This is a genomic window from Pseudomonas sp. 2822-15, assembly GCF_002742515.1.
Classification (GTDB): domain Bacteria; phylum Pseudomonadota; class Gammaproteobacteria; order Pseudomonadales; family Pseudomonadaceae; genus Aquipseudomonas; species Aquipseudomonas salomonii.
On record NZ_LJRY01000377.1, the window covers coordinates 86,614 to 113,344 of the forward strand.

The 26,731-nt window shown below is 51.6% G+C and carries 25 protein-coding genes and 6 pseudogenes; 12 read left to right on the forward strand and 19 right to left on the reverse strand.

Annotated features, from left to right (window positions below):
• The first annotated feature begins 129 nt into the window (after nucleotides 1-129).
• Nucleotides 130-1,347, forward strand: a complete 1,218-nt coding sequence (locus AOA59_RS29345; protein WP_099489894.1) for a DUF1444 family protein — start codon at nucleotides 130-132, stop codon at nucleotides 1,345-1,347.
• Nucleotides 1,348-1,712: 365 nt separating this feature from the next.
• On the opposite strand, the gene AOA59_RS29350 is transcribed toward AOA59_RS29345, so the two are convergent.
• The 4 genes from AOA59_RS29350 to AOA59_RS29365 form a co-directional block, all read right to left on the reverse strand.
• On the reverse strand, nucleotides 1,713-2,852 hold the full coding sequence (locus AOA59_RS29350) for a hypothetical protein (protein ID WP_099489895.1): 1,140 nt from the start codon (nucleotides 2,850-2,852) through the stop codon (nucleotides 1,713-1,715).
• Between the two features lie 253 nt (nucleotides 2,853-3,105).
• Nucleotides 3,106-4,197 (reverse strand): bifunctional transcriptional activator/DNA repair enzyme AdaA, encoded by a 1,092-nt coding sequence (locus tag AOA59_RS29355; protein WP_099489896.1) that lies wholly within the window; start codon nucleotides 4,195-4,197, stop codon nucleotides 3,106-3,108.
• An 84-nt stretch (nucleotides 4,198-4,281) separates the two neighbouring features.
• Entirely contained in the window at nucleotides 4,282-5,118 is an 837-nt protein-coding gene (locus AOA59_RS29360; RefSeq protein WP_003191438.1) for an isocitrate lyase/phosphoenolpyruvate mutase family protein, read from the reverse strand.
• 405 nt (nucleotides 5,119-5,523) lie between these two features.
• On the reverse strand, nucleotides 5,524-6,846 hold the full coding sequence (locus tag AOA59_RS29365; protein ID WP_099489897.1) for a chloride channel protein: 1,323 nt from the start codon (nucleotides 6,844-6,846) through the stop codon (nucleotides 5,524-5,526).
• Between the two features lie 471 nt (nucleotides 6,847-7,317).
• On the opposite strand from AOA59_RS29365, the gene AOA59_RS29370 reads away from it, so the two are divergent.
• Nucleotides 7,318-8,805, forward strand: coding sequence for a SulP family inorganic anion transporter (locus AOA59_RS29370; protein WP_099489898.1), 1,488 nt, complete (start codon nucleotides 7,318-7,320; stop codon nucleotides 8,803-8,805).
• 53 nt (nucleotides 8,806-8,858) lie between these two features.
• Nucleotides 8,859-9,035: pseudogene (locus AOA59_RS33255) on the forward strand (universal stress protein); the annotation flags it as partial.
• A 122-nt stretch (nucleotides 9,036-9,157) separates the two neighbouring features.
• Here the strand turns inward: AOA59_RS33255 and AOA59_RS33260 are convergent.
• Nucleotides 9,158-9,293, reverse strand: a pseudogene (locus AOA59_RS33260) (GNAT family N-acetyltransferase); the annotation flags it as partial.
• A gap of 265 nt (nucleotides 9,294-9,558) precedes the next feature.
• Here AOA59_RS33260 and AOA59_RS29385 point away from each other — a divergent pair.
• Entirely contained in the window at nucleotides 9,559-10,620 is a 1,062-nt protein-coding gene (locus AOA59_RS29385; RefSeq protein WP_099489899.1) for a GGDEF domain-containing protein, read from the forward strand.
• 360 nt (nucleotides 10,621-10,980) lie between these two features.
• Nucleotides 10,981-11,343, forward strand: a complete 363-nt coding sequence (locus AOA59_RS29390; protein WP_094774134.1) for a histone-like nucleoid-structuring protein, MvaT/MvaU family — start codon at nucleotides 10,981-10,983, stop codon at nucleotides 11,341-11,343.
• A 45-nt stretch (nucleotides 11,344-11,388) separates the two neighbouring features.
• Here the strand turns inward: AOA59_RS29390 and AOA59_RS29395 are convergent, their stop codons facing one another.
• The 3 genes from AOA59_RS29395 to AOA59_RS29405 are packed head-to-tail and all read right to left on the reverse strand — an operon-like array spanning nucleotide 11,389 to nucleotide 13,515.
• Nucleotides 11,389-11,520 carry a DUF2256 domain-containing protein gene (locus AOA59_RS29395; protein ID WP_094774133.1) on the reverse strand — a complete coding sequence of 44 codons (132 nt, stop codon included), beginning with the start codon at nucleotides 11,518-11,520 and terminating at the stop codon, nucleotides 11,389-11,391.
• Nucleotides 11,517-13,055, reverse strand: a complete 1,539-nt coding sequence (locus AOA59_RS29400; protein ID WP_094774132.1) for a cryptochrome/photolyase family protein — start codon at nucleotides 13,053-13,055, stop codon at nucleotides 11,517-11,519. The genes AOA59_RS29395 and AOA59_RS29400 overlap by 4 nt, the downstream gene beginning before the upstream one ends.
• Nucleotides 13,048-13,515, reverse strand: a complete 468-nt coding sequence (locus tag AOA59_RS29405) for a thiol-disulfide oxidoreductase DCC family protein (protein ID WP_099489900.1) — start codon at nucleotides 13,513-13,515, stop codon at nucleotides 13,048-13,050. The genes AOA59_RS29400 and AOA59_RS29405 overlap by 8 nt, the downstream gene beginning before the upstream one ends.
• A 361-nt stretch (nucleotides 13,516-13,876) precedes the next feature.
• Here AOA59_RS29405 and AOA59_RS33700 point away from each other — a divergent pair.
• Nucleotides 13,877-14,557: pseudogene (locus AOA59_RS33700) on the forward strand (PAS domain-containing protein); the annotation flags it as partial.
• Between the two features lie 108 nt (nucleotides 14,558-14,665).
• Nucleotides 14,666-15,100, forward strand: a pseudogene (locus tag AOA59_RS33705) (methyl-accepting chemotaxis protein); the annotation flags it as partial.
• 160 nt (nucleotides 15,101-15,260) lie between these two features.
• Here AOA59_RS33705 and AOA59_RS29415 read toward each other — a convergent pair.
• From AOA59_RS29415 to AOA59_RS29430, 4 genes and pseudogenes are all read right to left on the reverse strand, one after another.
• Nucleotides 15,261-15,507 (reverse strand): annotated as a pseudogene (locus tag AOA59_RS29415) (hypothetical protein); the annotation flags it as partial.
• Nucleotides 15,504-15,713 carry a hypothetical protein gene (locus AOA59_RS29420; protein ID WP_099489901.1) on the reverse strand — a complete coding sequence of 70 codons (210 nt, stop codon included), beginning with the start codon at nucleotides 15,711-15,713 and terminating at the stop codon, nucleotides 15,504-15,506. The pseudogene AOA59_RS29415 and the gene AOA59_RS29420, both read right to left, overlap by 4 nt.
• Before the next feature lie 379 nt (nucleotides 15,714-16,092).
• The gene (locus AOA59_RS29425; protein ID WP_099489902.1) at nucleotides 16,093-17,343 is read right to left on the reverse strand and encodes a lipopolysaccharide assembly protein LapB; all 1,251 of its coding nucleotides are present in this window, start codon (nucleotides 17,341-17,343) and stop codon (nucleotides 16,093-16,095) included.
• Nucleotides 17,344-17,551: 208 nt separating this feature from the next.
• Complete coding sequence (locus tag AOA59_RS29430; protein ID WP_099489903.1) at nucleotides 17,552-18,877, reverse strand: triacylglycerol lipase; 1,326 nt, start codon at nucleotides 18,875-18,877, stop codon at nucleotides 17,552-17,554.
• Between the two features lie 202 nt (nucleotides 18,878-19,079).
• Between AOA59_RS29430 and AOA59_RS29435 the strand changes: the two genes are divergently transcribed.
• Nucleotides 19,080-19,445 (forward strand): histone-like nucleoid-structuring protein, MvaT/MvaU family, encoded by a 366-nt coding sequence (locus tag AOA59_RS29435; protein ID WP_099489904.1) that lies wholly within the window; start codon nucleotides 19,080-19,082, stop codon nucleotides 19,443-19,445.
• Between the two features lie 42 nt (nucleotides 19,446-19,487).
• Here AOA59_RS29435 and AOA59_RS29440 read toward each other — a convergent pair whose 3' ends face one another.
• The 3 genes from AOA59_RS29440 to AOA59_RS29450 form a co-directional block, all read right to left on the reverse strand.
• Entirely contained in the window at nucleotides 19,488-19,619 is a 132-nt protein-coding gene (locus AOA59_RS29440; protein WP_082587738.1) for a DUF2256 domain-containing protein, read from the reverse strand.
• 31 nt (nucleotides 19,620-19,650) lie between these two features.
• Nucleotides 19,651-20,046 carry a hypothetical protein gene (locus AOA59_RS29445; protein WP_056789427.1) on the reverse strand — a complete coding sequence of 132 codons (396 nt, stop codon included), beginning with the start codon at nucleotides 20,044-20,046 and terminating at the stop codon, nucleotides 19,651-19,653.
• Between the two features lie 151 nt (nucleotides 20,047-20,197).
• Nucleotides 20,198-20,788: an SH3 domain-containing protein gene (locus tag AOA59_RS29450; protein ID WP_371919099.1), complete on the reverse strand. Its 591-nt coding sequence runs from the start codon at nucleotides 20,786-20,788 to the stop codon at nucleotides 20,198-20,200.
• Between the two features lie 638 nt (nucleotides 20,789-21,426).
• On the opposite strand from AOA59_RS29450, the gene AOA59_RS29460 reads away from it, so the two are divergent.
• Both AOA59_RS29460 and AOA59_RS29465 read left to right on the forward strand, forming a co-directional pair.
• Nucleotides 21,427-22,269 (forward strand): DUF2971 domain-containing protein, encoded by an 843-nt coding sequence (locus AOA59_RS29460; protein WP_099489906.1) that lies wholly within the window; start codon nucleotides 21,427-21,429, stop codon nucleotides 22,267-22,269.
• 466 nt (nucleotides 22,270-22,735) lie between these two features.
• A complete protein-coding gene (locus AOA59_RS29465) occupies nucleotides 22,736-23,167 on the forward strand; it encodes an NUDIX domain-containing protein (protein WP_099489907.1) in 432 nt (143 codons plus the stop codon).
• 6 nt (nucleotides 23,168-23,173) lie between these two features.
• On the opposite strand, the gene AOA59_RS29470 is transcribed toward AOA59_RS29465, so the two are convergent.
• The 3 genes and pseudogenes from AOA59_RS29470 to AOA59_RS29480 form a co-directional block, all read right to left on the reverse strand.
• Complete coding sequence (locus AOA59_RS29470; RefSeq protein ID WP_099489908.1) at nucleotides 23,174-23,539, reverse strand: ASCH domain-containing protein; 366 nt, start codon at nucleotides 23,537-23,539, stop codon at nucleotides 23,174-23,176.
• A gap of 27 nt (nucleotides 23,540-23,566) precedes the next feature.
• Nucleotides 23,567-24,157, reverse strand: coding sequence for a nucleotidyltransferase family protein (locus AOA59_RS29475; protein ID WP_099489909.1), 591 nt, complete (start codon nucleotides 24,155-24,157; stop codon nucleotides 23,567-23,569).
• Nucleotides 24,158-24,670 (reverse strand): annotated as a pseudogene (locus AOA59_RS29480) (transposase); the annotation flags it as partial. It lies immediately after the preceding gene.
• Between AOA59_RS29480 and AOA59_RS29485 the strand changes: the two are divergent.
• Together AOA59_RS29485 and AOA59_RS29490 are read left to right on the forward strand one after the other, a co-directional pair.
• The gene (locus tag AOA59_RS29485; RefSeq protein WP_099489910.1) at nucleotides 24,643-25,074 is read left to right on the forward strand and encodes a hypothetical protein; all 432 of its coding nucleotides are present in this window, start codon (nucleotides 24,643-24,645) and stop codon (nucleotides 25,072-25,074) included. The pseudogene AOA59_RS29480 and the gene AOA59_RS29485 sit on opposite strands and share 28 nt — an antisense overlap.
• Before the next feature lie 225 nt (nucleotides 25,075-25,299).
• The gene (locus AOA59_RS29490) at nucleotides 25,300-25,707 is read left to right on the forward strand and encodes a hypothetical protein (protein ID WP_099489911.1); all 408 of its coding nucleotides are present in this window, start codon (nucleotides 25,300-25,302) and stop codon (nucleotides 25,705-25,707) included.
• A 258-nt stretch (nucleotides 25,708-25,965) separates the two neighbouring features.
• Here AOA59_RS29490 and AOA59_RS29500 read toward each other — a convergent pair whose 3' ends face one another.
• Nucleotides 25,966-26,658 carry an ImmA/IrrE family metallo-endopeptidase gene (locus tag AOA59_RS29500; RefSeq protein ID WP_068931345.1) on the reverse strand — a complete coding sequence of 231 codons (693 nt, stop codon included), beginning with the start codon at nucleotides 26,656-26,658 and terminating at the stop codon, nucleotides 25,966-25,968.
• Nucleotides 26,659-26,731: the final 73 nt, after the last annotated feature.

The following is a 26,731-nucleotide window of genomic DNA, read 5'->3' on the forward strand; positions in this document are numbered from 1 at the left end:
CCGCTACGTAACCTCAATTTCGTCTGATAGCTGTCGATATGGAGAGCAGCCGTCCCAAGCTCTGAACAAGTTTAAGCCTACCCAATTCCCGCTGTTTACAATTGCCTGCTGACAAAAAGGATTCTGTACATGCTTTTTTCCCTGCTCGACAAATTCTTCAATCGACCGCTAACTGATGAAGCATTTGCCAAAAAATTTATGGATTCGACTCGTAAAGCTGGCTTCAGCGAGAATCTGAATTTTGAGAAGAACGAGTTCCGCATCCGCCATGGGAATGGATCGTACTTCAATCTCCATAATGCCTTTCGCGACTATCAAAATGCAGACAAAGCACAGAAATCCGCCGTTTTGACCGGATACGTATCGACGCTGTTAGAGGCGGGTAGAAAAACCGAGACAGTGTTTGATAATGTCAAAGCACAGCTGCGTCCGGTGATTCGCAACCTTGCCATGCTTGAAGAAATTCGACTGGAACACGCCCGTAAAAATGGCGACAAGCAGTACGATTATGTTTCACAGCCTTTGGGCCGAGACTGCGTTATTCTGCTTGCTGTCGATTCGCCCGAGTCCACTGCCACCCTTACCAATGGCCCCGAAGCACATTGGGGTGTGACGATGGAAGAGGCGGTAAAGATCTCCATCGAGAACCTGCGTGATACGACAAACGAAGCCTTCGGGGAGATTATTCCAGGCCTATACGCTGGGGAGTGGGCGGATGGGTACGACACCAGCAGGGTGTTGTTGCCAGATGTACTTCAGCGCGTGCCAGTTAAAGGTCGGCCAGTGTTCATGGTGCCCAGTCGAGACGTCCTGATGGTCACTGGAGACAAGGACGAACAGGGAATTCGTCAGATGGTAGAGCTTGCTTTCCAGGCTCTTGAAAGGGGGCGTGCTGTCTCTACCGATATTTACACCTACGAAGGTCGCGATATCATACCGTTTAACTGTGATGATGAAGGGGTCAGCAGTCGGTTGGTTACACTGGAGCATTTGCTGCTGCAAAGTAATTATGCCAATCAGAAAGAGTTGCTCGACAAGCTCAATCTGGAAAAGGGCATCGACATCTTCGTCGCCTCCTACAACCTCTTCCAAATGGCTGACCAACCAAACCAGACGGTATCGATGAGCGCCTGGACAAAAGGTGTACTGACGCTGTTGCCCAAGACAGATCGCGTCGCGTTGGTTGAACCTGTTGAGGGTGGGGACGCGACAGTCAAAACCGTCTCCTGGAGTGAACTTGAATCCGAGCTTGGCGATCTGCTGGCTACAGAAGCGGGCTATCCACGTCGCTATCGGACACTGGGATTTCCTTCGGTTGAGCAGCTTAATCGCCTGACTACCTTGTGATCAGTGCTCTACTACTCTGGCGCACGGCAATGGAGGTATCGCTGAGCTGGCAAAGCAGCAGTCGTAATTTATCATTACGATACACTCCCCATTTTGATTGCTTATCCTGGTGGGAAAATTTGGGAGTTTACCGATGTGGGGTTGGTGGCTTCTCTAGCGCTACTGAGTCGGGCCGCAAGATCTGACTGACTTACTTCAGTTGGCGAGCCGCTGTGCGCGGGCAGGCTGTGGCGAACCGAGCTCCCGCGTCCCGCCGTATCTCGGCCCTGCGGGCGTCCATCCTTCACGCCTTCGGCTGTGCCAGCCTGCGCGCTCCGCTTGCGTTGGTTACTCAGTGCGATATGGTCGATACGCCAAGCAGCTCGTCATTTCTCCGATGGGGAAACCACATCTTGCCAGCCATCAATCAATTCCATATTTTGCGCAACGAGCTGGCAGGGCTTGCCAGTTGCCTTGCGACAATTGCTAAGCGCCTGCTTTCGTGCTGTCTTGAGTGAGCGCGCGCCGTAGTACCAGTAAATGCTGCTACTTTCCTTGGACATGGCCATGGCTTTCTCGGTAACGCTCTGAAGATAAGCCTCAGCGCTCGCACGGTCTTCGGGCGCCAGCTTCGAAAGCAGCAGCATTAATGCGCTGTCGTCCATGGCAGGAAGCCGGTTGCTCCTGAGAAAATCTTCGATATGAGGCTTTAAAAGGGTATTGGCTTCTTGTTTGTAGAGCGAGTGCCCATCCCTACCGAATGGGGGTAGCAACGCCAGTTCAGCATTACCTCCCGCCGAGCGGTAGCCCGCGATCATCCGACCTACAAGATCTGGGCTGAAAAACGGATCATTCTCGGCGTAAATCCAGAGCGTTGGCGTTGGGTTGCCTTTGCCAAATTTCGTGAGGTTTCGCACAAGATCAGTTTGATATAACGAGCAATTAGAGTCCGCAGAGCCCACATTTGTGTAGTGGTAAACGCCGCCAGAGATGTTAACTACCGCCGTCAATGGGTGACTTGGTTGAGCCGCGAGGTCTAGCATTGACGCTCCGCCGATAGAGATACCAACACCTACTGCCAAGGATGGATCTACATCTGGACGCTCACGCACAGCCGCCAATGCGGCGCCAAGCTCTCTGCCATGCGCATCGAGAAATCGTGCCACGTTGGGATTGGTGCAAGTTCCCCCTTCATTCATGAAGTTTCCGGTCGAAAGACCATAGCCGGGCCATACAATAGATGCGGCAAGCCAGCCACGGTGCGCAAAGTCGTGAGCGATATGAGCAAGCCAATCGGCATGTGCGGCGGACGGAGATGTTGCCGCCGAGCCGTTAACAATCAGTGCAATGGGGTACTTACCCTCCTTTACGGGACGAACGATTAATGCTTCGATTTTCTCAATATGTGAGTCAACCTGGATGGGCAGTAAGAGTTGTTCTTCGCTTACCAGTGAGTCTGCACGGGGTTGGCTTGCAAAAAGCATCAGACCAAACGTGATAGTCCTGAAGCGTAGTATTGATTGCATTTAGAACGCTCGCTGATACGTTAGAAGCCAAGCTTAAACTGGTGCGACAATAGCTGATCGTAAGGTTCTGTCCAACACGTCTTGTGGTTAGCCCGGGATGTCTCATCGCGTATCACTCAATCCAGCACCGTTGGGAAATAGGTGATGTGGAATTAACCTGCTGACACGTGGGGACTTACGCCATTAGTTCTGGAGTTCGGAGGGTCTGTTTCCGGAACTCTTTAGTTGTGTCTGCATATGTTCCGATTAGCAGCTAATCCAACAGGAATTCGTCCTGTTGAGTTATCTGCAAAGCAGTCTTCTCCAAACGCAGTAAAAATTCTTTTCGGGGCTGTCCTCCGCCATATCCGGCGAGTGCTCCATTCGTCGCTATGACACGGTGACAGGGAACGATAATGGATAAGCGATTGTGTCCGTTTGCATTGCCCACTGCTTGGCTTGCACCTGGCTTACCGATGGCCCCAGCGATGGCACCGTAGGTTGAAATGGTTCCATAGTCGATTTTTAAAAGCTCTGCCCACACAAGCCTGTCAAAAGAACTGCCTGGCATATGGAGCGGTACTGAAAATTTCTTTAGCTTTCCCTCAAAATAAAGTTTTAGTTGCACTTCGATTTGCTTGATGTGGAGATGCTCGCCAGGCGCAATTGAATACCCATGACGCCCACGCAGTTCGTTTAATTCAGCGGTTAGCGCCGGACGGTCAAGAAATTCGAGGAGTACCAAACCTCGTTCCTCTGCCATGGCAATCATTGGGCCCAACGGTGTAGTCAGATGGCGATAAAGCAGGAGGGACGTTTCAGTTGCCTTACCGGGGGGCATTTGAAATGTTTTTTTGAAAGCATCCCTAAAGCCACTCAATGACTCGTATCCTAAGTCAAATGCTGTGTTATCCAGGGTTTCGCCCGAAGAAATCCGGCCTAGGGCGACACCGAGCCTTCTAGAGCGCATCCATGCATGAAAAGTCATGCCAAAATTTTGTTTGAACCACCTGCGTAAGCGTAACGGATCGATACCATGCGTAGTTAGTTCAGCATCACTCCAGCGAGCGTCAGGTGATGCAGATACAGAGGCCAGTAGCCCCTTGACCCAATCTGGCGCGGAAGCCGCGAGATCTAATGGCTTGCATCGTAAGCAAGGCCGATAACCTGCAGCCATCGCTTCGTTGGCCTGCGAAAAGAACTCTACATTCTCGGGCTTTGGCTTACGTGCACCACATGTAGGGCGGCAAAAAATACCTGTAGTTTTGACAGCAGTGAAAAAAACGCCCTCATAGGCGGTGTCGCTGCATAGCATCGCATTTACCATCTCGCTTCTGGGCGGAAGAGCGTGATTGTAAGATCTCATTAGAGCGTAGCCTCGTCCTCGAATGGGTGTGAAAATCGCTTTCGAGGTGCGGAAAACAGCGGCGATTTTCATGCGGATCACAGATTAATAGGGCGAAGATAACTTTTCGCTTAGGTGTTTTTTTGCTGCCATAAGGTTATTCAGGTCGCTGTAGGTATATGCGTCCAATGGATACTCGAAAAGCTTTCCCGTTCGCAGGAAGCTCTTGGCGAACGCCTTGTTGGCGCCGCATAAGAATTCAGCAATGCTGGAACCAGCGCTTAGCCGTTTGACGCCTAGACTCGTTAATTCATCCATGCCGGGTTGGCCGTTCCAGGCAAGCAGGTTGACGGGTAGCCGCGTTGCCTCGCAAAGTGTAGCAATGTCGTTTTCCTCAACCATTCCAGCCGCAAAAATGCCGTCTGCACCTGCTTGCTCGAACAGCGATGCACGGAAGAGGGTCTCTGGCAATTGTCGCGCTGGCTCTACCAAACATCTCAGATAAACGTCAGTTCGTACGTTCACGAACAAGTCTATTCCATGCTTGTTTGCTACCTTCTTTGCCACTTCGATTTTTCGCAAAATCAGATCAGTGCTGCCTGTTCCGTCCTCAATGTTGATTCCAACGGCTCCAGCCCTAACTACGCAGTCAATAACTTTAGCAACCGACTCAAGGTCGTCGGAATAGCCCCCTTCGACATCGACCGTGAGGGGGACTGTAAGCACTCGAACCATTGACTCAACTGTAGTAGTCAGCAGTTTTAGGGGAAGTTGATTGCCATCCTGGTATCCATGCGCCCAAGCAACGGCGGCGCTGCTGGTCGCGACTGCCTTACTCCCTACGCTCTCGACAATACGTGCGCTGCCAGCATCGCTCACGTTGGCGAGTACCAACAAATTATCTTGGTGAAGGTTGCGGAAAACCGCACTTAGTGGCGTCATTCAGTGGTGCCCCGGAGAGAGAAGACTGATGCAGATCGCGCTATCGTAAGCTGACTACACAGACGTCTCCACCGAGAAATCGACAGTGATTTAAGAGCTAGCGAATATAGTTTCTGCGGGCTAGGAATGGGTGAATACCTACTCAAAAGCCTGCTGAAAGACGTTGCCGTACACATCCAGTCATTGCAGGGATCGGATAGATGATTACGATCTTCTATTGCCAACGCTGCACTGAAAGGCAAAGCGATGCAGGTGCATCAGTCTCGCTGGAATAAACCCAGCGATCTTCAAGGATGCATGCGGCAGGCACGTGGATCTTCTTATCACTCGTGCAGAGGACACGTTAGCGCTGCAGCATGAGAAGGATAAACTGAGCTCACTGGCTAGAACGACCACGCGGTAGGCTTATCGAGTAGGAATCTTTGGCTTAGTGGCAGGTTCTGCACTCTCGAGAAAGCCTCGCGCCAACTGCTGATACAACTCAGGGCCCATTCTTGAACTGACAGCCTTGGCGATCAGGGCTACCGCCATGAGACTGATCACCATGCTGTGGCTATTAATCATCTCCATCACAATGATTGCGGAGGTTATTGGCGATTGAGTAACGGCAGCCAGAAAACCAACCATGCAGAGAGCAATGGTGGGCGGAGCGGCTAAGTGAAATAGCTCTGCGGTATTGGCGCCGACTGCAGCCCCTACAGCGAGCGAAGGGGCGAAAATACCGCCTGGAATACCAGAGAAATAGGTCACTACGGTCGCCAGGAAGCGAGTAATGGGCGCGTGCCATGGCAGGACTAAATCGGATGCGATGACCTGAGAAGTAATGCCGTAGCCACTACCGAACGACATTCCACCACTCAGCCACCCCAATATAGCGACGACCAATCCACAGATGCCGGCAAACCACACCGGGTGCAGGCGCCGCCATTGCCAGATCATGAGGTGTGGATGCCGCTGCGGCCATAACAACATTCGGCTGAACAAACCACCCAATAGCCCACATCCAACCCCTATGACTAATGCCGGGACGACTATGTCGAAGTTGATGTCCTGAATGCCGAAGTGACCGAAATAGTTGTAGTTTCCCTGCAAGGCAATGGCAACCATCCCAGATAGGATGATGGTACTAAGAAGAACGCCGCTGGTACGGGTTTCCAGCTTGCGTCCCAGCTCTTCTACCGCGAATGCTATCCCTGCCAGGGGCGTATTGAATGCTGCCGCAATACCCGCTGCACCTCCCGCCAGAATAAGATCCTCGCTGCGTACGATTCGCGCATTGGGCAAGAAACGGTGAAAGAAGTGCATGATGGATGCCGCAACCTGAACTGAGGGCCCCTCACGCCCCGCCGAAAAACCGCCGGTCAGTGCTAGAGTTCCAAGGCTTATCTTGGCAAAAGCAATGCGCAGTGAAACCAGTCTGTTAGTGGGCTTACCTTGACGTGCAAGTCGTGTTGCTGCGATTACCTGAGGAATTCCGCTGCCTTGGGCGCCCACGAAAAAGCGCGTTGTCAGCCAGACTACGAGCATGCCGATCAGTGGGGTGTAAATAAAAGGTAGCCACGCTCGCTCAGCGGTCTGTTGAGCAAACTGCGCCAGTGCCATGTCTGCCAGCCTTGCGAAAGCCACCACCAGTAGGCCGGCAATGGTTGCCGCAATCCATAACGTGACCCTGGTGCGCCAGCGCATTGAGGCGAAGCCTCGGCGTAACAGCATTATCGGTTTGATCAACCCGGAACTCCCGTTCAAGTAGCCGTATTCAGGGCAAGACTATACAAATAAAACGTTGGCTCCAAACGGCCTTGGAGCGCAGCGAGTGAGATAAGGAGGGGGAGGGCCGGCAGGTAAAGCGGAGTAGAGGAAGCGCCGTGGAAGGGCAGGACTAAATGCAAAGCGCCGTCGGTCAGGTAACGGGTCGCAATGAAAATTAGCTTTAAGGTATTATCAGTGCCGCCTCCGCCTTGAGCTACAGGAACATCAGCATGACTGTACTCCAAACGATCTACTGGCAGCCTACGCCACCTTAGCGCTACGCCCCCTCGCAACACCTCGCACCCGCCTGTTTCGCTCGCGGTGCTTGCTGCTGTATGCCCGGTTCTTACACCCAAAGCACACAGTCAAATAATCCTCACAATTTGAATTCGTATCGATGCGCTCGCCATTTGTGTGGTGTGCGTGCGGTGCATTGCCTTGGATATTTCTATGCTGCAAAAAATTAATCAAACGTGGTTTTCTAACGTTCGCGGAGACGTGCTCGCAGGAGTCGTCGTCGCACTCGCGCTGATCCCGGAGGCCATCGCCTTTTCCATCATCGCCGGGGTAGATCCCAAAGTCGGTCTGTACGCCTCTTTCTGTATTTGTGCCGTCATCGCCTTTATCGGCGGGCGTCCCGGAATGATCTCGGCGGCGACAGGCGCCATGGCACTGCTGATGGTTACGCTGGTAAAAGAGCATGGACTTCAGTACCTCCTGGCCGCGACCCTACTATGTGGCGTACTTCAAATCCTTGCCGGCTACCTGAAGCTTGGCTCGTTGATGCGGTTTGTTTCACGGTCGGTAGTCACAGGTTTCGTAAACGCATTGGCGATCCTGATTTTCATGGCGCAGTTGCCGGAACTTACGAATGTCACCTGGCACGTCTATGCCATGACCGCAACGGGTCTCGGGATCATCTACCTTTCCCCATACGTACCGAAGATCGGCAAGCTGATTCCGTCACCGTTGGTGTGCATCCTGACCCTGACTGCCATCGCCATTTACCTTGGCTTGGATATCCGCACTGTAGGCGACATGGGCCAACTGCCGGATACGTTGCCGATTTTCCTTTGGCCCGAAGTGCCGCTGAACTTTGAAACCCTGCGCATCATTTTCCCGTACTCGGCTGCCTTGGCCGTAGTAGGTCTACTCGAGTCAATGATGACCGCGACTATCGTCGACGATCTGACCGATACCACCAGCAATAAAAACCGCGAGTGCAAAGGCCAGGGTGTGGCCAACATCGCTGCCGGCATGCTTGGCGGCATGGCAGGTTGCGCCATGATCGGCCAATCGATCATCAACGTGAAATCCGGTGGTCGTACCCGTCTATCAACATTGTGTGCCGGCATTTTCCTGCTGCTGATGGTGGTATTTCTTGGCGAGTGGCTCTCCAAAATCCCTATGGCGGCACTCGTAGCAGTGATGATTATGGTGTCCATCGGCACGTTTAGCTGGGATTCCTTGCGCAATCTGAAAGAGCATCCGCTGTCGACCAACCTTGTTATGGTGGCGACTGTCGTGGTCGTCGTGGCCACTCACAACCTAGCCTATGGCGTACTTGTAGGTGTGCTGCTGGCTTCGCTGTTTTTTGCCAATAAGGTCGGGCACTACCTAGATATCGAGAGCACACTGGAAGAGACGGAATCGCATCGGACTTACCGCGTCGTGGGCCAGGTGTTCTTTAGCTCTGCTGACAAGTTCACTGAAGTTTTTGACTTCAAGGAAGCTCTCAACAAAGTCACCATCGATCTGACACAGGCGCATTTCTGGGATATCACCGCCGTCGCAGCGCTGGATAAGGTCGTGATCAAGTTCCGCCGTGAAGGCGCGGAGGTTGAAGTGCTCGGTCTCAATGAAGCCAGCGCAACAATCGTTGACCGATTCGCTGTTCATGACAAACCCGGTGCCATCGACAAGCTCATAAGCCACTAAGGAGAACGACAATGACCCACGTAACGGCATGCATTGATAACTCATAATCCTCATTGGCGGTCTTCGATTACGCAGCATGGGCCTGGCTACGCCTCAGCGCTCCCCTGACCTTGCTGCATGTATTGGATGAGGAGAAATGCCCTGCATCTGCAGACCTGAGCGGCAATATCGGCCTTGGCAGTCAAGAGCATTTGCTGGAGGAGCTGGCTACATTATCTCAAAGATGTGCTGACACGTTGCCGACACAGATAGCCAGTAAGATCGTGCAATTGCTACCGAATCAAAGGATGCCGGCCTGTTGAATAATGAATCGCCCCGAAGCATAAGCTAGGAGCGATTCACTACTACAGCTCTAGCCGGGCAGGCTCAGGTACAGCAAGGGGAGGGGCGGCCCTCGCCATCCAGCGGAGAAAGACCTGTTTGAACACACCCGCAATGTAAATAAACCCTACCGCTTCGGGATTCTTTTCTTTCACATCAACACTCAAGGGGGGGGCTAGCATTGGGGACAGTTGACTTTTCCAGGGCTACCTCACGGTTCCTAGGTCACAAATAGAGCCTAGCGGACAGCTTTTACCTTATACCCAAATCAGGTCGATGTGATTCGGCGGCCCGCTTAATTCAGCGTGACCGAAAATCGACTCTCGACGGTAATAGATAGATGGTTGGCGGAGTTGCCAATTTCAGTGTGGATAAGAGGTACACTGGTGGTTGCCAATTGCCACTACAGTTTGCATGACCGAAGGAAATACGATGCCCAACCGTATTGACCATAGCGAGAAACACAGACGCATGATGCTCAAGTCGCTGCTTTGGACAACTCTGTGCTTTGGTATCTTCTTCTCACTGTTCAACGCCAACCGTGGTTACTGGCTGCTGGCCGGGCTGGAACTAGCTTACGCGTTCATCTCGCTGTACATGCTGATGATCATTGACCGCACCAAAAAACTACAAGTCCTGACCATCATTTATCTGCTGCCATTTTTCACTGTTATGATGTTCACGCTCGCCTCGCCAGAGACATCGGTAGGAATATTTGCCTGGATCCAGACCATACCGATAATTCTTTACCTGCTGCTTGGCTTACGTCTGGGGCTGATTGGTTCTCTGCTGTTCGTCAGTCTTGGCCTGTACATGATCACCAGGCACCATGCAGAAAAGAGTCCAGTGGACGATATTGGCTTCGTTCTCGACATTGGTCTAGCGACATTGGCAATCACCATTTTCTCGCACACTTATGAGCGTACCCGAGTTCTTACCGAGCAGCGTCTGATAGAGCTAGTTACTACCGACCACTTAACCGGCTTGGCTAATCGCGCGAAGCTGGCCGAGGTATTTCAGCGTGAGTCAGAGTTTGCTCTACGTAATGGTACTCCCCTAGCGCTGGTGTACCTGGATATAGATCACTTCAAGCAAATTAACGACCGTTTTGGCCATGACGCAGGTGACCAAGCGCTCTGCCATTTTGCCAGCATACTAACGAAACGTCTGCGTGCCACCGATCTACTTTGTCGTCTGGGCGGAGAGGAGTTCGCCGCTCTGTTGCCGGGGGCCAGGGCGGAACAGGCCATGCTAATCGCAGAAACCTTGCGCGAGCACCTTGCCGCGACGCCCTTAGAGCTCAGTGACCAGCAACTGAACATGACCCTGAGTGCGGGTGTCGCAGTTTTCGGTAGTAATTGCGAGCACCTTGACGATCTGTTAAATGTCGCAGATGGTCGTGCCTATGCAGCCAAGCGTGCGGGACGCAATCGAGTGGTCGGTATCGACCCCCCACCACAGACAGAAATACGCGCTAACGACAGTGCTTATTAGGGCTGTTCACGTTTCACATGGGCAGTCGTAGAATTAAACACGCAGGTTGCGAGGACACTTTCGCAATTTCTCTTGAGCGTGTCGAATCGCGACTTCACTGATTGGACTGCCCCCAGCATCGTAGACATCTCCAGCCAATGCGTACTATTTTTTCGCGTTTCAAGCTGTGACTCTGCAGGGAGGAAGCCCAATTTGTTGGCGCCCCCCAGCCTTTGCTCACACTCCTATCGATAGCCCGTTGATTCAATTAAATACGAAGGATACCGAAGCATCTTATAGAATCTAAGCGTTGAGTCTTCTCCTTCCATCTAATGTCTATCCTCTTGTAACGTGCCAATACTAATTGCTTAGGAAGCTCCCATGTCTAAACTCGCAGAATTTCGCCAGCTTGAAAAACATCTCGCCGAACAGCTTCAAGCGCTCGAGGCCCTGAAGGGCGACGCTGGTCTTAAGAAAGAAATTGAATTCGAAACGAAGCTGCGCGATTTGCTCGCAAAATACGGATACAGCTTGAAGGACGTGATCAACCTGCTTGATCCACATGCAGGTCGTCGCGCTCAAGTATCTGAACCTAAAGCCACACGTAAAGCCCGCCAGGTTAAGGTCTATAAAAACCCACACACCGGTGAAGTCATCGAAACGAAAGGCGGGAACCATCGCGGCCTTAAGGAATGGAAAACTGAGCACGGCGCAGCGACTGTCGAGTCCTGGCTAAGCAAGTGATCTTGGATTGGGCAAATAAGGGCCAGTGATGGCCCTTTTTTTGCCTCAAGTTTTGGTTCGCCTGCAGCGCTCTGAGCAGTAGAGCACCTCCTCCCAGCAGCGCGCCCATTTCTTTCTCCAAGTAAATGGTAGGCCACAGGTCATGCAGGTTTTGACTGGAAGCTCACTCTTTTTCAAAATCCCCTACCTTCATCCATTTCTGCGAGCAACCACTGTCCACGTTGCCACAGCGCCTGCTGTTTGGATTCATCCATGTGGTCGAGGTTTTTATAAATCATGGCCATGCGCTGGTTGCCGCGAAGGCGGTCGCCGTGGCGCATCAGGAAGTGCCAATAGAGCGAGTTGAACGGGCAGGCATCGCCTGTCGTGCTTTCGCTTACTTTGTACGCGCAGCCACGGCAATAATCAGACATTCGCTTGATGTACTGCCCGCTCGCGCAGTAGGGTTTCGAGCCTAGATATCCGCCGTCTGCGTGCATAACCATGCCGAGTGTATTGGGCAGCTCCACCCAATCGAAAGCGTCCATGTAGATCGCCAGATACCACTCACATATCTGACTCGGTGCGATACCTGCCAGCAGGGCGAAATTGCCAGTCACCATGAGACGTTGAATGTGGTGAGCGTAGGCATGCTCAAGGCTCTGGTTGATGGCTTGGCGCATGCAATTCATCTGCGTGTCGCCCGTCCAGTAGAACTCTGGGAGCGACCGCGAATTACCGAATGCGTTGCCGTCGGCATAGTCAGGCATCTTCAGCCAGTAGACGCCTCGGACATACTCCCGCCAGCCGATCAGTTGTCGAATAAAACCTTCGGCAGCGTTCAGCGCAATGCTGCCCGACAGGTACGTCGATTCAACATCGCTGCACAGCTGACGAAGATCCAGCAGTCCAATGTTCAGCGCGGCGCTTATTCGGGCATGAAACAGGAACGGCTCGTTACTGGCCATCGCGTCTTGGTAGTCGCCAAAGGCTGCCAGGCCCCAGTCGAGGAAGTAATCCCAGAGGGCCTGAGCTTCGGCATGGGTTACCGGGTAGTCGAATGTGTCGAGCGTGCCGTAGTGGCTTGCGAAATTTTTGGCAACTAGCGCAAGAACATCTCGGGTGATTGCGTCAGGAGTAAAACGTGCGGGTGATGGAGGCCTTACGCCCTTGGGTAAAGCCTTTCTGTTTTCCGCATCAAAGTTCCATACGCCTCCGACCGGGCTACCGTCCCCATTGAGTAATAGCCGGCTCTTACGGCGCATCTCGCGATAGAAGAACTCCATGCGCAGCTGCTTTTTGCCATTCGCCCAGGTAAAGAACTCGGCACGGGAGCAGAGAAAGCGAGAATCCGAATGCCATTTTATCGCTAAACCACAGTCCTTTATCGATTGCTCCAAGCGCCAGTCGCCGCACTCGGTGATGTGGATTTCATCCGGTCGCAAAAGTGCGTGCCACCGCTCTAACTCGCGAGGCACCGAACCAGTATTTTCTGGGTCATCGAGCTTTACGTACTGCACCTGGACTCCCCGTTGCTGCAACGCCTTGGCGAAGTGGCGCATAGCGCTGAAGATAAAGGTGATCTTTTGCGGATGATGAGGAACATGGCTGGCTTCTTCCATCACCTCGACCATGAGTACGGTATCGCATTCGATATCAACGGCCTGTAGTGAGGCGAGATCGAACGACAGCTGATCACCTAGGATCAGGCGAAGGCTGCTAGCTCTATTCATCATTACCTCTTGCCGGCGACGTCTTGCTGCTAGGGGCGCGTTTGGTATCAGGCACTACGCAGCCCTTATCGCGACACCGAACGCTGCCATCAGGATGGGGCAGCCATGCTAGATGCGGACGCAAGCGACAAAATAGGCGATAGCCAAGTTTTAGAAGTGGCCTAGTCGAACGCCATGATAACGGCTCCGCCCAGATACCAAGGCCCGCTGCTCGCCAGCTCCAAAGCGTAGCGTCTAAGCCAGTGACCCAGGTTCCATCGCCCAACCTGGCGTGCAGTATCGACTGCATTTCAACGAGCGTGAACCCAAGAGATTTTGCGTCGAAGGTAGGATCGCTGATGTCCACAAACAGGAGACGATCCGGTGCTGCTCGCGCATTTAGGATCTTGATCTCCCGAGCGCAAAGAGGGCACTCGCCGTCGAAATAAAGCGTCAGTGGCCACTGAATATTCTTGTACAACTACTGATACCTTGTATAAGTTCTTAGACAAGATATGCTCAAAAAACTTCGATGACAACCGGGCCTAATCCTCGAAACGAAATCAGGTTCCAAGCGGTGCCTGATCGGGGATTTCAGATTTGCTTCTGGGGCTGGAGCTAAGACGTGTGGCCACGGCAGGTTGCCGACCTGATTGTGACGTTCTTCGCCTCACTGCTTTTCGTTCGTCTGATAGCTAAACGTGTTGCTGATAACGCCGATAAACCTTTTAACACCCAACAGGCGGTTTTCTATGTTCAATAAAAAAATCAAGAATCAGCTTGAGGCTCAAGCAGCCGAGTTGTCGGAGCTGCGCCAACTGCGTGATGGTCTACACCGTGAAATGCTGACGCTGAGTATCGATACTAATTTTGCAATTACCGCCTGCAACGACAATTTTGCACAGGCTTTGGGGTACACCCAGAATCAGCTTATAGGTCGTGCCATGGCCGACATTGTTCCGCAGTACGTTTCCAAGCTTCCCTGTTTTCACAATTTTCGGGCGGCTGTCGCCGCCGGTAAGTCGATATCTGATGAATACAGGTACCTGCATGCTGACGGCTCATTAGTGTGGATTCATGCTCATTGGCAACCCGTAGCTGATGCGACTGGCCGGTTGAGTCATATCGCAGGCTATGCGACGAACATTACGTCCAGAGTGGAAAAGGCATCGGAAAACGCCTCGTTCATTGACGCGCTACTGCGCTCGACGGCGGTCATTGAGTTCGATCTATCCGGGCATGTAATCATGGCGAATGAGCAGTTTTTAAAAGCGATGGGTTACAGCCTGGAACAAGCACAAGGAAGTCACCATCGTATTTTCTGTCGGCCAGAGGAGGCTTCTTCCCAGCAATACAGGGATTTTTGGTTGACGTTGAACAAGGGTGAGTTTGTCGCTGGCCGGTTCCAACGTGTTGATAGTAGGGGGCAGACGGTATGGCTGGAGGCGAGCTATAATCCGGTCTACGACACCGAAGGAACACTGCGCAAGGTAGTTAAGTTTGCGACGGTTATTACCGAACAGGTTGCCCGTGAACACCAAGTCAGTGATGCTGCACAAACGGCATTTGAAATCTCCCAGCAGACTGACGTTACTGCTCAACGTGGTGCGATAGTGGTTAACGACACTATGCACACCATGCGCAAAGTCGCTGGGGATATGCAGGCTGCCTCGGGTGGCGTCGAAGCGCTTGGAAAGCAGTCGCTGTTAATCAGTTCGATCATTCAGACCATCAGTAGTATTGCTCAGCAAACGAACCTTTTGGCATTGAACGCTGCGATTGAGGCGGCACGCGCAGGTGAGCAAGGCCGAGGTTTTGCAGTCGTCGCGGATGAGGTTCGACAATTGGCCGGGCGCACCAGCACCGCGACTGAGGAAATCGCATCAGTTGTTTTGGAAAATCAAAAGCTGGTGGATCAAACCATAGCGGAGATGGCGAACAGTAAGTCCCAAGCTGAGCAAGGTCTTGAGCTAGCCACGCAGGCAGGGCAAGTTATTGTTGAAATTCAGGACGGAGCCAAGAAAGTTGTTGAAGCGGTTGGTAAGTTTGCGACTCAGGTGGCTTAGCACGCTCAATCGTACTGCGTTGGAGTTCGCCCCTAGGGAGTTGTCGAGTGTGTGCAAAGTGAGCTGAACAACACATGCTTGGCGAGAGCGACGGTTCGGGCTTGTTAGGGTTGTCGTTGAGCTTTGGTCTTCGTTACCAGTCATAGTCATATCGGGCAAACCAACCTCGCTTGGCTAGTTGTTCAGTTACGTCATGACGCCCGCGTCACCAAAAAAAACGGTGGTGTCTGATAGTAAATACCTGCCAGCGACACCATCGACACCTCTGTCTCGCGGTCGAAGTAAGATAGAAAATGCCAGCCGCCAGTTGTACTCCCCACGTGTGGAAAATTGATCGCAGCTTTCCCTGTTATGTAGTGCTCGCGTGAGACGCGTTTGAGATCAAAATCGAACAGCGGCTGCATCATCGCAGCTTTTTGAGGCGCGCTAGACCTTGCTTGATGTGGCCGGCGTTCTCGCTGATGGTCTCAAGGGCGCCACGGACGTTGTTTCCTACATCCGCATGTCCGTGGGCTTCTACGTGGAGGGTCAACTCCATCAGGGCTGCCTCTAAGGCGAGCTGGTTTTCGTACATCCTTTCCAGCACATCTGATAGCGAATATTCATTCTGCACTTGATCACCTCCATGGTCAGAGTCGGCAGAATAGCAGGAGCGAACGCATCGCGTTATCCACTCAAGAATGATCAAGGCAAGCGGAGCGCGCAGGCGTGCGGGATGGGCGCCCGTAGGGCCGAGACATGGATTGCCAGGCTCGGTTCACGACAGCCTTCCGCCAGAGGCGGCACGCAATCACCTACCCATATCCTGCTTTTGAGTATTCATCAGCAGTCGCACTGGAAGCTCGCCTGGAGAGTAGAGCTCCAGCTATGCGGCCAAATCTGATCAGCTGTGGACAGCCTAGGCCAAGTGACAGCAACAGGTTCCAGCGAGAGCCACAATAGGCGAACATTGTGGATACTTAAACCCCGCGAGTCGCGTCAAGTCAGTATGTCTAATTTGAGGTGGCTTGCTGGTTTAAATTCCATGACTCTTTTAGCTTTTCGTACTGTCTAAGTCTCACATAGTCGAACGTGTAGGGATTAGCACTGCGCCGTTTTTCAGCCAGGATCGCAGAAGATAGGTAGTCTAGGGCCTCGGCATTTCTGTTGAGCTTTTTCAACAATAAGGCAGTTGCATATAGCGGGTAAGGATCATCTTTGGCGCTTTGACTATTGACTATAGATAAGCTGACAGCATTATCCGCCATCCTCAAGTCTTCTTCCGATGGATTAACTAGGCGTGAAACCGCTTCCGCGAGACCAGCCCCGCTGAATACTTTATCAGCCTCAGTGTCAGAGCCTTGATAGAGATTCTTGTACAGACTTATCGATTCCATGATGAAAGCTTCGTTGTCTGTCCTGGTGCCATATTCAAGTTTTATACCTGCCAAATCCTCTCTGGCAGTAATAAATTCAGGATATTCATTGGAAACTTCCTCGTATTTAGCAATGGCTTCTCGATATTGCTTTCGCTGCCAACTCAGTCGGGCCAAAGCAAGACTCGCAAACTTATACTGCTTAACGTTAACTCCTTTCGATATATTAATCATTGACAGTATATGCTCTCGCGCTTGTTCATAGTACGCGTTGGCAGCCTCTGACCTTTCGCCCTCATCAAGGAAGGCACCTAAACGACTCAGGCAGTTTTGTAGCCCATTAAGGATTTCATAATTTTGCGGGTCTAAGGAGTAACCTATTTCATAAATTTTTTTTGCTCTTTCGTAATCATGGGTTTTCCTGAGAGCCTGGCCCATTTTGTAAATGACAGTAATATTCGACTTGTCGAGCTCCAGGTAAAAAGCGTAGGACTCCACCGCCTGCGACCACAGTTCTCTCTCGAACGCGATATCACCTCTCGCAAGGAAGACATCTTCAATTTTAAAAGGCAACGCCTGGTTTGACGTGGATAGTATTTTCTTGTAACTCGCCAGTGCCAAATCATATTGCTTTTCTTCTTTTAATTTGCTTGCCGATTTATATAATTCTTCAACCGACTGGTAGTAGTTAGACATATCGCTAAACCCAGTTCGAAATATAAGAAATCCGACAGCCACCACTTCCAATATAACAACGGCAAAAAGCTTATCTAGATATTTTTTATTTGCAAATTGTATTTTGTTAGTTACCCCTAAAATAGTTACAATCAGGGTAATAACAAATGCAACTACTATAGACCACGCTACTGTAAGGTAAAGAACGTGCATCCTGACCTCCCAAGGGCTTTTTAAGGATTTGCTGAATATTCTGATACCCGATAACATCCTGAGATGACTATAGCTTGAGTCGCGCAAGATGCTTCAATTACCCTAGCTCGTCGCAATGTGAATATAACCTAGAAGGTAAGTGGCGCTAATGAAAAGTCAAATTTTCCATTAGACTATAAGTCGCTTTCACGGGCGCACTCATGAGCGACTACTTGAAATCAAACACAGCATCATTTATCTGCCTCTCAATGATCACTTCAGCAATCAAAGTTTGATGAGCGGCGAAGAACGTTGGGATCTCTTTCTTCGAGATCGGTAGGCCATCAGCATAGGATGCGGAAATGCTCCTGTACCCCACAGGGTTCTGAGGGGGGTCGAACACTGGCTGGGCGGTGATGCTCAGGTAAAGGGTATCAATGGTATATCGCCCTATGATGTCCATAAGGTCTTTTACGGATATATATAGCGAACGGTACGCAGTGTTATCCTCATAGGCATGTACGCTGCGAAAAACATTCTCGTAAATTTCTTTTTCAAACTTTCTGTCGGTATTTATCTTTCTATAGATTTGAAGAAAATAATCAGAAACGTCCTGCCCTAGGTTGTCACTCGCGTGAGCTACCAGATTCATATAGCTCGGAGAGCGATCCACTACGAAAGGATCACCAGCGCGTATCTCCGCCTGCCAGGAAAATGAACCATTGCTTACCACGAACGCCTGATCCTCCACTGTTAAAGCGCGTTGGATTAACGAAAGTGTCTGAGGATTCTTGGGCCCTCCATTTTTTAAGACAATGGTGCTGTGGTTTTCCTGGTCGATAATCCCAAAGGCTATCTCACCCTTCGATTTGAGCAATTTCCAGCCATCTTTGGCTTTTTGGTTTGAGTCCAAAGGAAGCTGCAAAAGGGCGCAGTTCAGGTTGGCAGTGCTGATTCTTACGGTACCGTCGCTCCCATCTTCATTCGCTATCGCTTCAACGCCGTCATAGCCAACGTTTCCTACCAGCACGGTGGCGAGAATCTTTCCGGAGCCATACCAAGTCTCATTAGAGAAGAGGTCTTTTTTGGCAAGGTTGACAGTATAGGGAGATCCCAGCTCCAAACCTTTGAGGATCTCGGTACCGGTTTGCCCCAGAAATTTATTCCATCCTTTGACAACTCGGCCAATGAACGACCGCCCCTTATGGGCGAGAGGAGAGCCAAAGTTCGCTGGCGCCAGCATGACGAAACGGTGGATGGGCACGCTATCGCTTCTGTAGAAGCGCGTCATCCAGTCACGTACAACTAGCGCGCCAGTGCTGTGGGTCACAACGTCGACTGACCTTGGGTCAGTAGGTAGCTTCAGCTTTAACCATGCTCGTTGCATAGCCACAGCGATGTCTGCATAGGTCACCTTATCTTGAAGTGAAATCCAGTCTGCAATATTAATCACCACAGGCGGTTTTTCAGACCACTGAGCGATGTTGGAGGCCAGATTTTTAAAAGACTTACCTTCGTCACTCCATCCGTGAACTATAACGATATGCTTCGCCATTTGGACTCCTTAAGCATTGCTGATGTGATCAAAACAGCATAGGTCATGGTTTCGAGCTGGGCCTGCATCTCACCCTAATTATCTCAACTTATTACAAATTTCCTCGCATCTCAGAAAGCTCAGCATGTCAGTCGCACTTAGCCTCCATTGTGCCGACCGATTTGCAATATACTGTTAGGTAACTACTGAAAAAAGATCTGTTATGTCAAAACTCGCAGAATTCCGCCAGCTCGAAAAACACCTCGCTGAACAGCTTCAGGCTCTGGAAACCTTGAAAGGTCATAGCGGCCTCAAGAAAGAAATTGAGTTTGAAACGAAGCTCCGCGATTTGCTCACAACATACAGCTACAGCCTGAAGGACGTTATCAACCTGCTTGATCCGCAAGCCGGTCGACGCGTTCCTGTCGCCACGCCGAAAGCGGGCACGCGCAAGGCCCGCCAGGTGAAAGTCTATAAGAACCCGCACACCGGCGAGGTCATCGAAACGAAGGGCGGCAATCACAAAGGTTTGAAAGAGTGGAAAATTGAGCACGGCGCAGCGACTGTAGAGTCTTGGCTCGCGAAGTAATCTCTATTGATAGAAAAGGGCCCCTAATGGCCCTTTTTTGGCTCAACCTTTTGTGCGCCGGCAGCGCTCCGAACAGTAACGAACCTCCTCCCAGCATCGCGTCCATTTCTTCCTCCAAGTGAAAGGAAGGCCGCACGTAAGGCATGTTTTTACCGGAAGCTCGCTCTTTTTCACACCCGCACCCATGTTGATGATGGTCAGAAGGTTACTTCGATAAGAAGTATCCGGTGGTGCGCAGTTGAAGGCTGTAAACCCAGATCCCAAAAACCAAAGCGTACTCCTTGAACATCGGAAGCGTGAGCAGGTGGACTATAGAACCGCTACCCATTCGGCTAAGGGAAAATGTTACACCTAACGCCAAGGCAAGAATGAAGCAAAGCGAGCTACTCTTTTTCCTGGCTAATAGCATCAAGCCGCCAACGAACATCAGCAGCGCTACCACGCAGATATTGAGAAACACCGAGATAGAAATGTCACCAAAGCGAGTTTGCTCGAAACCTTCCTCCACCACCCAGACGCCAGCTTGAAGCAGGACGATGAAACAGTAGAAGACGGTCATGAAGACGGGGGCTGGACGAGTGTTGTACCAAGGCTGAGGCATATTCGCTTCCATAGTGATGAGCTCCTGGGGAGATTGCAGTCACGGATTATAGGATGGTGGCTATGGACTACACCATCGAAGTAGCTGTGCCCAAGCTCCCTGCGAGTCGCCGCAGCCCCATTAGGACTGGTGTGCTGTGATGGAGATGTAATCAAACACCGTAACGTTTGTTCCCCCCAGAAGTGATGCAGTACCGACCGCCTCTAGGCCCGATACAGACGTTTCCGGATGAACAAGGGCAAGAGGATCCATAGCTCGGAGTTTGCCGAGGAATAGGCTGAGGAGCAGGTCTCGTCTGACGCACTGGTTTCTGCTTGGAGACTGCGTAGCAATTCGCCCCGTCACAGAGGCTTTTAGATGATAGCCATTTAGCTGGCTGACCATCCACGCTGATGCGAACCCAATCATTTTTCTTTTCGAAGACTTGAACCCTGTCGCCACGTTTCAAGGTCGAGATGACTTTTCCTCTAGGTTGGTTCCGCAGGTTCAACCGATCCGCATTTACAAACTGATCGACTGGTAAGCTCTGTACTGGCTGGGTCGCTGGTAGCGGAGCAGAAACTAAGGCGTTCGGCGTGGGCTGCTGGCTGAGCGGAACCTTAGCGCGAGGCGTGTCTTTCTTGCTTATTGCCCAAAAGACAGCGAAGAGAATTAGAAGCGGGAAAAACCACGACTGAGTTTTTTTACGCATATCCATTGCCCTCGTCCAGTTCGCACCGAACCTGTGGTTGCATCCCGGCATTTACGTTACTGCAAGCTTAGCCAAGCTTCCACTTTCTGCAGCCTGCCAACCTGGGAGAGCTCCGGCTTTGCCACATCGATTACCTCAATTAGTCGTTGTTTCTCTGATGGAGATGGAAACCACTCATCAATCTCGACATTGCAGCGCTTTGTGTCGTTTAGGGCCCACTGCACAATCATGTCTGCTACGGCCCTGTTGTGAGTCGCCATGTATAGCTGCCGGCCCTCTGCAAACCAGCCACGTTTTTACATTTGCTCAGAAACCTCAACGATGCGCTCGTTGCCGAGAAAACTGGTGGTGTCAGGGTAGTGAATACCTGCCAGCAACACTTTTGCTACGCCAGGTTCTCGGTCGAAGTAGGACAAGAAATGCCACCCGCCAGCGGTGGTTCCCGGATAAGGAAAATTGATCGCAGCTTTTCCGGTTATGTAGTGCTCCCGTGAGACGTGTTTGAGATCAGAATCAAACAGTGGCAGGATTACAGGGATAGCCGAGCCAGAATTTATTGGTGGTTGTAAGAGAAATCCGGAGTTCGGCTAACTAGGCCAGCTATGCGTGATCTCCTTCGTAAAAATCATAAGATTTAAAGCGCAGATTCTCTAGCGGCCCTTTTACCCGATATTTACAGGATTTGAGAAATGGATATTCACCACTACACCCGAGCGTCGACGCTCCCATTAATTTTACAGGGCGGAAAGCTCCGATTTACAAGAGCCGACTGCCTGGATGACCTCGCCGAGCTGCCTTTTGAAGCGTTTCACTTAACGCGGCAAGCATACTTCATTAATTCTTGGGTCAAATCACCTGTTGAGACGTCGGGGCAGTGGTACCGGTATGCGGATCAGCATCGTGGCGTTCGGCTGAGCTTCAATGGGTCTCCGTTCCCTCGCACAAAGTTGCGACTGGAGCTTAAACGTCCCTACACATCGCTAAACGGCAAACCCGAAACGCTGGGTTTCAGACTTAATCGTGCGCCGGCACCTTTTATGAAAGAAACAATGTTCGGCAAAGGCTACGTGCTGATGCCATGGGCTGATGAAGAGTCTTTCGGGGGCGACGTCCTGTACGTCGAAGACCCAGTCGCTTATGTGAAACAGTTCATTAACTCAATACCAGAAATGACCGAGGTAACAGGAGGATCCAGACTTGCCAGAACCAAGGCGAAGCATTGGGAGGATCAGTCCGAGTATCGATTTACTCTCATGGCTGTTAAGGGGCCTGACCTAATCTATACAGACGATCCCGATCATTATGAAAATGAGCTTCTAAACATGATGGAGCAGTGGCAGTCCTTGGGAAATATGGCACCGCCACCTGAGGTCACCTTCATTGATCTGCCGGTTGATGCCTTAATGCTACAGCGTATGACCGTAACGCTGGGCTCAAGGATCAGCATAGAGGATCGCAATTCTGTCCTGCAGTCTATCCAGTGCTACGCACCAAATGCTACGGTTTTAGAGAGCTCGATACAGGCTAGATGAACCCAGCGAGCCGGAAAAATCAGGGCGCTTCGAGCCTTCTTGAACAGATCCCTCGCTTCAGAATATTTCAAAAAGGTCGCAAAACTCTGCCCCTACAGAGCTAGCCTGCGATTTTCGAACACCCGTTATGCTCTTTCCAAAAGGCATATGTTGGTGCGCGAGGTGGAACAGGTGCCTGGGTCATGGAAGGGGTCTAAGGCGTGCGAGGCCTTGCTTGATGTGTCCCGCGTTCTCGCCAATTGCCTCCAGGGCACCACGTACATTATTTCCTACATCCGCATGTCCGTGGGCTTCTACGTGGAGGGTCAGCTCCATCAGGGCGTAACCGTCCGCGCAACACACCGTAAGCGGATGCTAATAGATCTTGAAGATGCCACACGTGAATCTGATTCCCTTGCCGGCTGACTTCACCTAGGCTTTCCAACCCGCTCAGCACGCAAAATTACCAGCCAAAGGAGAAAACGTCATGATGGTAGATAAAGCTTGCCCGGTGGTGCTACGGAGCCGTCAAGCGCTAGAAATCTTGGCTTTTGAGCATCCATTGGCAGGTCTGCAATTGGTCAAAGGAAGTGTCGAGCCCGGTGAGTCTACTGATGTGGCCGCTGTGCGAGAACTGGTAGAAGAGGCAGGAATTCAAGGCAGGGTAGTGCGAGATCTGGGAACGTGGCGCTCCCATATAACAGGGCACACATGGGCATTCCATGAGTGTCACGTCGCACAAGACCTCCCCGATACCTGGGTTCATCATGCTGAAGATGACGGAGGGCATGAGTTCAGATTCTTTTGGCATCCATTGGTGAGCGAGCCCTCTGATGCATGGCATCAGATTTACAAAGATGCTCTAGGATTTCTAAGATTTAATCTAGCTACACGCCTACCACTTCCACTTCTCGCTTGATGATCATCAGCATCCTCCATCTGAAAGCAAGAAATCTACCTCGTAGATGCCACGCGCCGCACGGATGATCACTGAGTGAGTGACCGGCCTCAAGTCACTCAACTCCCATGCGAGCCAGCCATCCTGAAAATAACTTGCACAGGCTGCTTGCATGTCAACGAGGGCGAATGGGCGCACAGCTTTCACGCGCACGATTGCGACAGCAATACCGTCATCGTCTTCGTCACCATCGATATGGAGAAATCGCCCGTTTTCAACAATCAGGAGATCCTCGGAAGGATCTAAGTCTGGATGCCAACGACGAACTTCGAGGGTTTTCTCCCCAGAAGCGATTCGAGCGCCGCTGGGCCGTACAATTGATAAGGCTTTGATGGTTCTCTCCTAAAGGGCAGCGTCCGGCTAAGTTGCTTTTTCGGAAGGGATAGGAGGTACCGCTATGGGCGCAAGACTGAGCTGCGGCCATATCTTCATCCAGTTTTTGGACTTGAAGCGGTCTTGATAAATCGTATTTTTTTCCGTGACAAACCTACCAGCTGGCCGGATGACCAACCCCAAAAGGTCATCAACTCCCAGCGGGGCAGCGATCTCGCATGAGCCTTCGTCTCGTAGCCTGACAGCCACCGCCGTTGCGGTTTCAGGCCAATAGCGCATTGCGTCGATCGCACACAAGTATGGTTCGTCACTATTCTGAATATGCATTCGTGCTTGATTTTTCACAGACCACTTTACGGTCGGTTCTAATCCGCTAAGGACGGCCTCCAATGCTGCATCTTCCTCGGGAGTGCAACGTTCAGCATTGAACCAGATGACATCAACATCTGTTGATACTGGAGACGAAACGCGCCCGTGCAAATAATCCCAAACCGCGTTTCGAACGAAACCTGCTCCGATCCAGCAATCTGGCAATTTGAGCGAGTGCACAATTTCAAGTAAACGCCAACGAACGGGATCACTTGAAATAATCGATTGGATTCTCGAAATGTCGTCCATTCAAAACTCTCGTTGAGTAAGCCAGGCCGGCACCCACTGATGCGGTAGCAATTGCCCTATCTCACTAGCCTTCTGCGTCGGCAAGCGCTTCAGCACATCTTTGAGATACGCGTACGGATCATGCCCGTTCATGCGTGCCGACTGGATCAGGCTCATGATCGCTGCCGCGCGTTGACCGCTGCGCAGCGATCCTGCGAAGAGCCAGTTCGAGCGACCAAGTGCCCACGGCCTAATCGTGTTCTCGACTTGATTGTTGTCGATGGGCACAGCACCATCATCCAGGTAGCGCGTCAGCGCTACCCAGCGTTTCAGGCTGTAATCCAGGGCCTTGGCCGTGGCCGAGCCTTCGGGCACAAGGTCGCGCTGAGCCAGCATCCAATCATGCAACTTTCCTGCTATGGGCACCGCTATTTCCCGGCGTAATCGCCAGCGATCCTCATTGCTCATGTCTTTGGCCTGCCGTTCGACCTCGTACAGGCCACCGATTGAGTGCAACGCCTGTTCGGCTAGAAGTCGGCGAGAGTGTAACTCTGTATGGCTTGTTTAAAAGAAACAATGACAAAGAAAAAAACACAGGCATCTTGTACGGCCTAGCGAAGCAAAACGGCGAGAAATCATTTGCAACCCAGTATAGATATCAAGTCCCGATTTTCCTGACGGTCACTGCGGCCATCGCATTTGGTCTAACTTTCGTCGCCGGCTGGATCGCTTCGATCTTTCCAGTGCTGTTTTTCTTCGGGGAAAATTCAGATTATATGTATACCACTACGGTATTTGCAGTAATTGAGTCGAGCTTGGTTGCCGCCTTTTTCCTGTGGAGGGCATTGGTGATGTTCAACGCTACGTCTGATCCTGAAGCTTGGGAAACTACCGAAGCTGCAGTGCTATCGAGTCGCTTCAGTAAGCTCCATAAGTAATAATCCTGTACGTAGGGGACGGTTACACCTGCCCCGGCTTCGGACTCGCTGCGTCAGAATTTCCTTTCCATGCGAGTATCAGGCAAGCGGAGCGCGCAGGCGTACAGGATGAGCGCCCAACGGGCTGAGACGCGGCGTAGCCGTGGCTCAGTTCTCGCCAGCCTTCCGCCGCAGGCGGCACGCCATAGCTACTGCCCGATATCAAATCAACAAGGATGCGCTGAAATGAACCCCGATGAACTCCGTCAGCTTGAGGGCGCTAGGCGAAGGACTCTGTGGGCACTTGCCAGCCTCCGTCCTGGCGATCCCACTGCATCCGACCTCCTTGCCATCCTCGATGATCTCGACGACCAAGAGCGAAACGACACCCCCTGTAGCGATAAGCCACTCGACCTCATTCAGGTTCGTAACTCTGTCTCGGTGATGCGCCATAACTCCGGAATCAACATCATTTTGGAGCAGACTATTCCGCAACCCTGGAGAGAGCGTTTCTACCAGGCAAGCGTCGGGTCGACCAGGTTGGTCGATGGGCCATACGCCTCAGGCTGGGATAAATTCCTGGCGAGTTGGGAAGCAGAGATGCGACAACTGGAGCAGCATAGGGCCGCAAGAAATAAATCTAAAAAAGACTGAGCGGGTGAGGGCATGGGACAAGACGACGACACGGTGTCCTGCGATATCCAGATGCCGCTAGCCCAGGGTCGAGAGCTTCTGGAGTTAGTAAGTGCACTGCGAGAATCGAAAGCTCATCCGCGTCTCGACCAAGTCTTCGAGCACATGGAAGACGAGCTCAGTATGTCCATCGATTTCGTCGAAAACCCGCCAACCAAGGACTCGTTTGGGCCGACGCACCACTGAACATCGGCACTAGAGCATCAAGGGGGATAGATGCTAAGGCCAGCGTACTAGCTGAAGCTCCTTGATTCGAATCGCCATCGCAATATCCGAAACCCCAAATTGAACCGAAAGTGGAATCAAATTACGGTTATTGAACCGGGCACACCTTGCCAGCGAAATCTCTCGATCAAGCGAATCCCTTTCTGCGTTCAGAAGCGACCATGGATCTGAAGGGTTGAGGTGGTAACAGGTGGTATCGGTGAAAGGGAAGGGGCCCTTCATTTGAAATTGAGCAGCAAAAGCATCCAGTAGAAGTCGGGCTGGTATCAAAAAACACGCCGCAAAGTAATCAGCCTCCCTTTCCTTGGGAGGACGACTTTGTCCTCGTGCCGATCCGTCCAAAGGCTTATCACGATGCATCACCTCATCTTCATGAAGCACAAAGTGACCGACCTCATGTGCGCCGGTGAACCGGATCACATTCATTGGGAATTCGGTGGAAACTGCTATGCGTCGAATCGAGCGATTCATTAAGCCAGCAGCCTTGAAGCGCTCTCCCTCTCGCCCGAACAGTGGAGAACCCAGGTCAGGAAGGAGCTGGTAATCGAGTCCTAAAATATGGGCCGCAACCTCAGGTGCCAGCATCTGAAATGGCGTCAGGTGTCGGTTTGGCCATAGGCGTTCTTGGTTGTCCCAAATTTCCTTATGAAGACGATGGGCTGCTTGCTGAATGCTTTCACGGTTCATATCTTTTTACACCATATGATGTGCTGCTATTGCAGACTAATCACCATATGTAGTGTTGTCAACGACCTGTAAT